The 6,617-nt window shown below is 32.1% G+C and carries 15 protein-coding genes; all 15 read right to left on the minus strand.

The window, feature by feature from the left end; all coding sequences use genetic code 11:
- Positions 1-92: 92 nt before the first annotated feature.
- Positions 93-560 (minus strand): hypothetical protein, encoded by a 468-nt coding sequence (locus ACJROP_RS01795; RefSeq protein WP_406533788.1) that lies wholly within the window; start codon positions 558-560, stop codon positions 93-95.
- Positions 561-693: 133 nt separating this feature from the next.
- Positions 694-861, minus strand: coding sequence for a hypothetical protein (locus ACJROP_RS01800; protein WP_406533789.1), 168 nt, complete (start codon positions 859-861; stop codon positions 694-696).
- An 80-nt stretch (positions 862-941) separates the two neighbouring features.
- Positions 942-1,235 (minus strand): hypothetical protein, encoded by a 294-nt coding sequence (locus ACJROP_RS01805; protein WP_406533790.1) that lies wholly within the window; start codon positions 1,233-1,235, stop codon positions 942-944.
- Between the two features lie 206 nt (positions 1,236-1,441).
- A complete protein-coding gene (locus tag ACJROP_RS01810) occupies positions 1,442-1,777 on the minus strand; it encodes a hypothetical protein (protein ID WP_406533791.1) in 336 nt (111 codons plus the stop codon).
- Entirely contained in the window at positions 1,761-2,033 is a 273-nt protein-coding gene (locus tag ACJROP_RS01815; protein WP_406533792.1) for a hypothetical protein, read from the minus strand. The genes ACJROP_RS01810 and ACJROP_RS01815 overlap by 17 nt, the downstream gene beginning before the upstream one ends.
- Positions 2,030-2,272 (minus strand): hypothetical protein, encoded by a 243-nt coding sequence (locus ACJROP_RS01820; protein ID WP_406533793.1) that lies wholly within the window; start codon positions 2,270-2,272, stop codon positions 2,030-2,032. The genes ACJROP_RS01815 and ACJROP_RS01820 overlap by 4 nt, the downstream gene beginning before the upstream one ends.
- 299 nt (positions 2,273-2,571) lie before the next feature.
- Positions 2,572-2,802 carry a hypothetical protein gene (locus tag ACJROP_RS01825; protein ID WP_406533794.1) on the minus strand — a complete coding sequence of 77 codons (231 nt, stop codon included), beginning with the start codon at positions 2,800-2,802 and terminating at the stop codon, positions 2,572-2,574.
- Positions 2,803-2,826: 24 nt separating this feature from the next.
- Entirely contained in the window at positions 2,827-3,018 is a 192-nt protein-coding gene (locus ACJROP_RS01830; protein ID WP_406533795.1) for a hypothetical protein, read from the minus strand.
- A 12-nt stretch (positions 3,019-3,030) separates the two neighbouring features.
- Positions 3,031-3,351, minus strand: a complete 321-nt coding sequence (locus ACJROP_RS01835) for a hypothetical protein (protein ID WP_406533796.1) — start codon at positions 3,349-3,351, stop codon at positions 3,031-3,033.
- On the minus strand, positions 3,351-3,710 hold the full coding sequence (locus ACJROP_RS01840) for a hypothetical protein (RefSeq protein ID WP_406533797.1): 360 nt from the start codon (positions 3,708-3,710) through the stop codon (positions 3,351-3,353). Before ACJROP_RS01840 ends, ACJROP_RS01835 begins: the two co-directional genes overlap by 1 nt.
- A 23-nt stretch (positions 3,711-3,733) precedes the next feature.
- The gene (locus ACJROP_RS01845) at positions 3,734-4,126 is read right to left on the minus strand and encodes a hypothetical protein (protein WP_406533798.1); all 393 of its coding nucleotides are present in this window, start codon (positions 4,124-4,126) and stop codon (positions 3,734-3,736) included.
- 864 nt (positions 4,127-4,990) lie between these two features.
- Entirely contained in the window at positions 4,991-5,269 is a 279-nt protein-coding gene (locus ACJROP_RS01850; RefSeq protein WP_406533799.1) for a hypothetical protein, read from the minus strand.
- A 5-nt stretch (positions 5,270-5,274) separates the two neighbouring features.
- Positions 5,275-5,643, minus strand: coding sequence for a hypothetical protein (locus ACJROP_RS01855; protein WP_406533800.1), 369 nt, complete (start codon positions 5,641-5,643; stop codon positions 5,275-5,277).
- Between the two features lie 28 nt (positions 5,644-5,671).
- Positions 5,672-5,878, minus strand: a complete 207-nt coding sequence (locus ACJROP_RS01860) for a hypothetical protein (RefSeq protein WP_406533801.1) — start codon at positions 5,876-5,878, stop codon at positions 5,672-5,674.
- A 295-nt stretch (positions 5,879-6,173) separates the two neighbouring features.
- Positions 6,174-6,617: hypothetical protein (locus ACJROP_RS01865; protein WP_406533802.1), on the minus strand; the 444-nt coding region annotated here is incomplete at its 5' end.

The following is a 6,617-nucleotide window of genomic DNA, read 5'->3' on the forward strand; positions in this document are numbered from 1 at the left end:
GAAAAAATAATATTGTCCTAAAATTTTATGACAGTACTGGTTGTAATAGTTATTATGCCTCATCGTATAAATCCTCCTCAAAAAAAATAAAATTAGATTAAGTGGTTTTTATACCACTGGATTGCGTGAAATCTCCAGCCACATTTTTCTTCGGTTAGTTCGTGTGGTGTGCCTTTGAATTCATCTGTGATGTCCCAGAGGAGGTTTCTGTCTACGCAGAATAATTCGTTCATGTCATTGTATTGTCTTGGTATGACTCTTCTGTCGTGGCGTTCTTCTGGTATGCCTCCTTTGAGGTATGCTTGTTTCCATCCTTCAGCTAGTTCGTTGTCGATGAATTGGATTAATAATATTTCTTTGCCTTGGATTGTTTTTTTGATTCCTGCTATTAATTCATTGTTGTATGTTGTTTCGTATCCCCAGCTGAATAATTTATCGTTTAGGATTACGCTGCATTTTGTTGGGTTTTCGTGGCTGATTATGATTTCGACTGCGGTGAGTTCTTTGTTTTCGTTTTTGATTTCGTTGAATATTTGGTTTTGGGTTCTTTTTTCCATCATGTTTATCATCTCTTTTTTTTCTTTGGGTTTTTGTGAATACTTTTGTATTCACCTATATTAATATATGTTATACTAGTATATAAACCTTATGGTACAAACACACCAAAAAAATATGAAAAAAGAAAAAAAAGACTTAAGACACCACTAAAGTATCCCCAACAAAAGTAACAACCACATCAACAAACCGCTCCACACCAGGCCGAACCCAAAAATCCAAATCATAACAATTAGTAAAATCCACAAACTCCGCAAAATCCAAAGTAACAAAATCCACAAAACACAAACCATCACGATTCACCATAACACCAGAACACCCCCGAACATACCCCTCCAACTCACACCACAACCGACCATACAATAAACGACTATAAGACATCATTTTCAAAACCAAGATTCAACACAAACAACAGCACGCAACGGAAAAATAGACTCCCACTCACAATCAGGATTATGATTAACAACCCTCACCAAACCCAAATCATCCAACTCCATACAACCATCACAACTAACAGTAATAGTTTTACCAGTACTCAAAAAGATATTAGTGCTCCTACCCTCTTCCTGATTAGCTTTAACAAAATCATTATACGCATTAAAACGCTTCTCATCATACCAGGCATATAAACTATTCAACTGCTCACTACTTACCTTTAATTTCCTTTTAAAACTAAACATAAACTCACCCATCATATTTTTTTTAGAGATCCTTAAACTTAACACCAATCAGATTACAAACTAAAGCCAAAAACAAGACAATAAAAAAATAAACAGTACAAACAAAACCCGCACTTAAAAACCAAATTGGATTAAATAAAAACAACCACAAAGCAAAAGCATAAACTCCACTAACTAAACCACCCAACATAAACAATTGAACTTTACTATACATCTAACCAATCCTCATGAATATTACTTCGAATAGCTATTATCTCATAACCTTTATGCATCTTACCTAAAGGAGTATCCTGATACTTATCCTTACACAAACATTGCAGCCTTAAATGGTATAAATTAAAATAATACTCCTTACCATCCTTAAAAAAATCTAATTTATCCAACAACTTTGGTATAAAATCCAAACTTAACTTTAAACTATTATTTAATCCGTCAAACATTTGCAAACCAAGATATAATTCAAACACACCCTCAGTTTTTTCAGGTTTGTAAAAAAATACATCCGTTACAATAGCTGAAATTTCTTTAGTATCCTTCTTCATAGTATTTCTCCAGTAATTGCTCCATCATATTTTCTGAGTCCACTACACTACCATCATCCCATGAACCTTCAAAGATACATAAGTCTAAAGCTTCTTCACGAGTTAACTTCTCATAATCTTCTTTAGTCATACGGTCTTCGTATTCTTTTAATTCGGAGGGATAAAACCAGTATAGGCAGATATGGTTAGCTATTTTCATATCCTCCGGGAAATCTTCCAGCAGGTCTTTTAATTCTTTAATTGTTTTGTGAGTCATATGTTTCTCCAGTTTAATAGTTTATTTAATCGGTATTCTAGTGTGGGTTTGAATTCCGGACAAGCTATTCCTCGTGTATGGTATTTTTCAACCTCGAATGTTCGGTGTTCACATTCCAGTACTCCTAGCATGTAGGTTTTGTTTAGGTTATGATCTAAAAAATTTCGGCAGTTAAAACAGTACCTATTCAAATATTGCCTGTGATTCCAACGGTTGAAATCATGTATCAAATCTGTCATTCCCATATCCTGTGGTGTTCTAGTGAAGCTATTAATTTTACATCTTCATCGATATTATAGTAGTCGTCTGGTTTATGTGTTATGTGTAATTGTTGTATGCATTGCAGGAGAAATAATGCTTTTTCCGAATCCTCAATGTTCTGGTCAATAGTGATGCTATTAGGACGAGATTTAACTAAGCTATAACTTACTCTTAAGTCAGGGTAGACATGGTGTTTGATAACTTCTAATTGTCTTAATAAGTCATCTCTTTCTTCAATTGTTAATCCAGTAATATTTAATTTTAAAATCATAAGTGGTCATTTTTCTTTATATTTATGTTTTTCAGCTTGTTTCATGTCTATGCCTATGCAACGGTTTTCGTATTGTTTAACCTCTAAAGGTACTAAAGCATATTTGGTTGCATAGTATACTTCCATTTCTGGTGGGTATTGGGATAGTTCCTTTATTAATTCTGTTATGGTTAATGTTTTTAATGGTTTCATAGCTACATCAACAAGTTTGTTTAATATTCTTTTAACTTGAAACATTAATTTAATTCAAAGATGATGAAATTATTCATCATCTTCTTTAATTAAATATGGTCTTGCTATTACTCCTATGTCGAATGCTAATACTATCCAGAATATCCATGCAAGGAAATCCCAGTTAATATGATATGCTAAGCATAAAATTTCAACAGCGATAATTACAAGTAAAATTACAATCATTATTTTATTATATTTTCTTAAACTAATCTTATCCATAAATAATTACTCCTATTTTTTTGTTTTCCATTTACTTAATTCACGATGCAAATCATTCAAGCAGCATTGCAGGAAGAAATCCTCATTACTCGTACCAATACAAGAAAGGCTTTTATCATCAGGATGTTTCTTGCGCAACTCCTCATGGCGATTATACATTTCACAAATATCAATGTAGTCTTTGCATCGACGGTATAGGAAATCATAATCTAAAGGTAGTTCTTCTGTTGTGAACTTTGGACAAGTATGATCCGGACTCCAATATGATAAATGATATGTGCAGAACCCATCTCTGAAATAATATGTGCAGTTTTTACAGATTTTTTCAACCATTATTCTCTACCATCCCATCTGTATAATTCTGGTTTAGATAGTACCGTTTCTACAAAATCTTCTATGTGGATATAAACTGCCCATTCATTTTTAGCTTGCAGGTAATGGAATCCTTCTTCTTTAAGAAAACTTGTTAAGCTATCCCACATTTCAGGGTAACCTTCCTCATCACCATCACTATTATGGAATCCTATTTTAATCAAGTCACTGTTAACATCCATTGAAGTATATACTGGTACTGGACACATTGTTTTTTCAAATGCTGATAATACCATTGTCCAATGTCTGATGAAATACTGGTAATGTTTGTATCCTTCTTTTACATCTTCACGGAACATTATACTAGTCTTCTTCAACATGATATGATTTTTCCTCCTCAGTTTTAGTCTTTTAGCCATGACCCTAAGATACTTGGTGCAACAATATCACGTACTACGAAATTATAACCAAAATATTTCTGCTTATCGTTTGGTTCACCATATCCTAGTAAATCAATATCAGTCCAATCGTCTACTGTGAATAATAGTGAATTGGATTGTTTTTCAATTAAGCGGATTTGTTCGGTGGTTAATTCCTGTACTGTTACGAGGTATAGGATTATTGCAGGTTTAGTTAAGCTATCGTTATGGCCACTAATTGATACGCCAGTTTGGATTTGGTGTATGGGTCCGAAAGGTCCTACTGTGAATAGGGTATTCCAGGAATCTTCTATACGATTCTGGATTATATCCAATTCTGCTCGTTTACTATAATATTGTTGAATAAGGTACCTCATATTAATAATATATTTAGGTAATATTATATAATTGTTATGGGTTTAATTTTAAAAAAAGTATAGATAAAAGAAAAAAAGGAGGAGAATCATTTTTTTTCATTTTTTTTTGAAAAGAGAGAAGGAATTTTTTTTGAAATTTAATAAACAATAAATCTATAAATTTTTAACTTTCCAAAAGAAAAATATGAAAAGAATGAACTCCCCTAAATTATTTCCCCTTTTTTTCTTTACTGGTCAGACATCACACTAAGTCGATTTTATAGTAGACCAAATTATTTAGTCTACAAGTAATATTTATAAAAAATAGGAATATATTAAATAGAGTCAACGGATAAAAAAAAAGAAAGGAGAAAAAAAGTTTTAGATAATACTATCAAACTGATTATATACCACGCCTGACTCCGTTCCTGGCATGAACAGGAATATGAATAAAACAAAAAGGATCATTCCAAGGAAAGTTAGTATTACCAATGTTAATGGTGAAATATTAAACCTTACCCTTTGAGGTTGTGTGTATCTTTGTTGTGGGTGTAAGCTTCTTGGTGCATTATAGCTATTGGTATTATTGAATCCTAGTGATATTAGTAGTAATTGGATTATTTGGAGTATCATATTATTCCTCTCCGTAGTATTTTGCTAGTTCGTCCATTTCGTCTTCGGTTGGTAATGGTGTTGGTTCCATTTCTTGGCGGAGTTCGTCCATCCATATTTTTTCTTGTATAGTCATTTTTGAATCATCTCTTCTTTGGGTTTTTTTATAAATGAATACTTTCTGTATTCACCTACTCATATATTAGATAATCTACTATATAAACTTATAGGTACTAAATTTAAAAAAAAATAATAAAAAAGAAAAAAACATTTTTAGAACAAAACAAAATCCACAGGCAACACAACCCTAAAACCCAACCCCTCAAAATACTCAACAAAATCATCACGACAACTACCAATCCTTGTCCTGCAAATCAAATCATCCACACCCCTAACATCATCCACAACAAACTCATAAAACCATAAAAAACCATCACTACACTCAACACTAAACCTACGACCACCACCAAGACTATCCAACAATAACCTACTAGACAACAACCAATTATCCCTACCAGCATAATTCTTAACAAAAAACTTCAACTCACGCATAAAACTTAATCCTCCTTTACTGATTCCACCATAGTATCAGGATTATTATTCCTCCAAAAACGCTTAACCACACCTAAAATATGGGATTCATCATAATCATAAACAAAATTAATAGATGCCTTACCATGACCCTCAGCCTGCACCTCAACAACAATACGCTGACGGAACAACTGCTCCACCAACCTAGGAACATCAGCACGATACACAATCCAAGCATCATGATACCGACGATCACAACCAAGACGATAAACATTACCCACACTATAACCTTTATCCTCCAAAATCTCACTCATACGCATACAAGCCTCCAAACTCCAACTAGGAAACCTAGTAGCATACATCTTAGCAGTCTCATCAAAATAAGAACGACCCATAAAAGGACCCTCCCATCATAAAAATAATTTATTCAAAGCAAGGGACATCAACATCCCTAGCCTTACCAAGAATAGCTTCCGCTGGTATACCATAATCTTCAGCAGCATCAATCAAACAGGAAATACTAACTTCCCCACCTAAAACTCTACCACCAGTAGGGTTACGAGTTTCACGGTTAAGTTTGTATAAATCCCATTCTTCATCAGTTGTATTGTAAATTGCTATGTAACTCATTATTATCATCTCATAAAATTTTTTTCTTTGGGTAAATTGAATACTTTTGTATTCTTGAATATACTTCTATTAAAACCTATATATAAATATTGTCATCGTAACTTTAAAAAAATAAAATAAAAAATAAATTATTATTATTATTATTATTATTATTATTATTATTAACTAATAAAAAAAATAATAAAAAAATAAAAAGTAGTAACTAAAAGTAAGACACTTCTCCGAAGAACCTGGTACAAAATTTTGTCATAATGTCATATATGACAGTAGGACATTTCCAGATACAAAACAATTTTTAAACTGTCCTACTTACAAGTACTACATCATTATAATATTGTAACAAATCACAACAATACTCATCCAAACTACAATCAGGAAAATTCAAAACTTCCTCTTCAATAATTTCTTCTCGAATATATTTTCCCTGAATAAACTCCTCGAAAGTGTTATGGGTTTTAGTACTATTTTTATTATGTCTGTTATACATATCAATAATTTTTTGATAACTATCAACTCTAAAACTAGATAATTTATCAATATGAAACTCATCAATAGCTTGTTGAATTCTACTTAATTTTCTTTCCTTTAAAATTAATTGCTCCCTTATATCTTCAATTTCTTTATTAAGGAAATATTCTTCAATCTTTAACGCCCCAACTTTATCATGATATATACTATTGAAATATTCAATAGCTTCACGAGCATTATGTCCTGATTTTTTAAGCTTTTGTTTTTCAGA

Source organism: Methanobrevibacter sp. (assembly GCF_045220775.1).
Lineage (GTDB): Archaea > Methanobacteriota > Methanobacteria > Methanobacteriales > Methanobacteriaceae > Methanocatella.

Excerpts from the sequence above, each read along its gene's own strand:
- ACJROP_RS01795 (WP_406533788.1), bottom strand. The coding sequence starts at position 560 with ATGATGGAAAAAAGAACCCAAAACCAAATATTCAACGAAATCAAAAAC.
- ACJROP_RS01800 (WP_406533789.1), bottom strand. The coding sequence starts at position 861 with ATGGTGAATCGTGATGGTTTGTGTTTTGTGGATTTTGTTACTTTGGAT.
- ACJROP_RS01805 (WP_406533790.1), bottom strand. The coding sequence starts at position 1,235 with ATGTTTAGTTTTAAAAGGAAATTAAAGGTAAGTAGTGAGCAGTTGAAT.
- ACJROP_RS01810 (WP_406533791.1), bottom strand. The coding sequence starts at position 1,777 with ATGAAGAAGGATACTAAAGAAATTTCAGCTATTGTAACGGATGTATTT.
- ACJROP_RS01815 (WP_406533792.1), bottom strand. The coding sequence starts at position 2,033 with ATGACTCACAAAACAATTAAAGAATTAAAAGACCTGCTGGAAGATTTC.
- ACJROP_RS01820 (WP_406533793.1), bottom strand. The coding sequence starts at position 2,272 with ATGACAGATTTGATACATGATTTCAACCGTTGGAATCACAGGCAATAT.
- ACJROP_RS01825 (WP_406533794.1), bottom strand. The coding sequence starts at position 2,802 with ATGTTTCAAGTTAAAAGAATATTAAACAAACTTGTTGATGTAGCTATG.
- ACJROP_RS01830 (WP_406533795.1), bottom strand. The coding sequence starts at position 3,018 with ATGGATAAGATTAGTTTAAGAAAATATAATAAAATAATGATTGTAATT.
- ACJROP_RS01835 (WP_406533796.1), bottom strand. The coding sequence starts at position 3,351 with ATGGTTGAAAAAATCTGTAAAAACTGCACATATTATTTCAGAGATGGG.
- ACJROP_RS01840 (WP_406533797.1), bottom strand. The coding sequence starts at position 3,710 with ATGTTGAAGAAGACTAGTATAATGTTCCGTGAAGATGTAAAAGAAGGA.
- ACJROP_RS01845 (WP_406533798.1), bottom strand. The coding sequence starts at position 4,126 with ATGAGGTACCTTATTCAACAATATTATAGTAAACGAGCAGAATTGGAT.
- ACJROP_RS01850 (WP_406533799.1), bottom strand. The coding sequence starts at position 5,269 with ATGCGTGAGTTGAAGTTTTTTGTTAAGAATTATGCTGGTAGGGATAAT.
- ACJROP_RS01855 (WP_406533800.1), bottom strand. The coding sequence starts at position 5,643 with ATGGGTCGTTCTTATTTTGATGAGACTGCTAAGATGTATGCTACTAGG.
- ACJROP_RS01860 (WP_406533801.1), bottom strand. The coding sequence starts at position 5,878 with ATGAGTTACATAGCAATTTACAATACAACTGATGAAGAATGGGATTTA.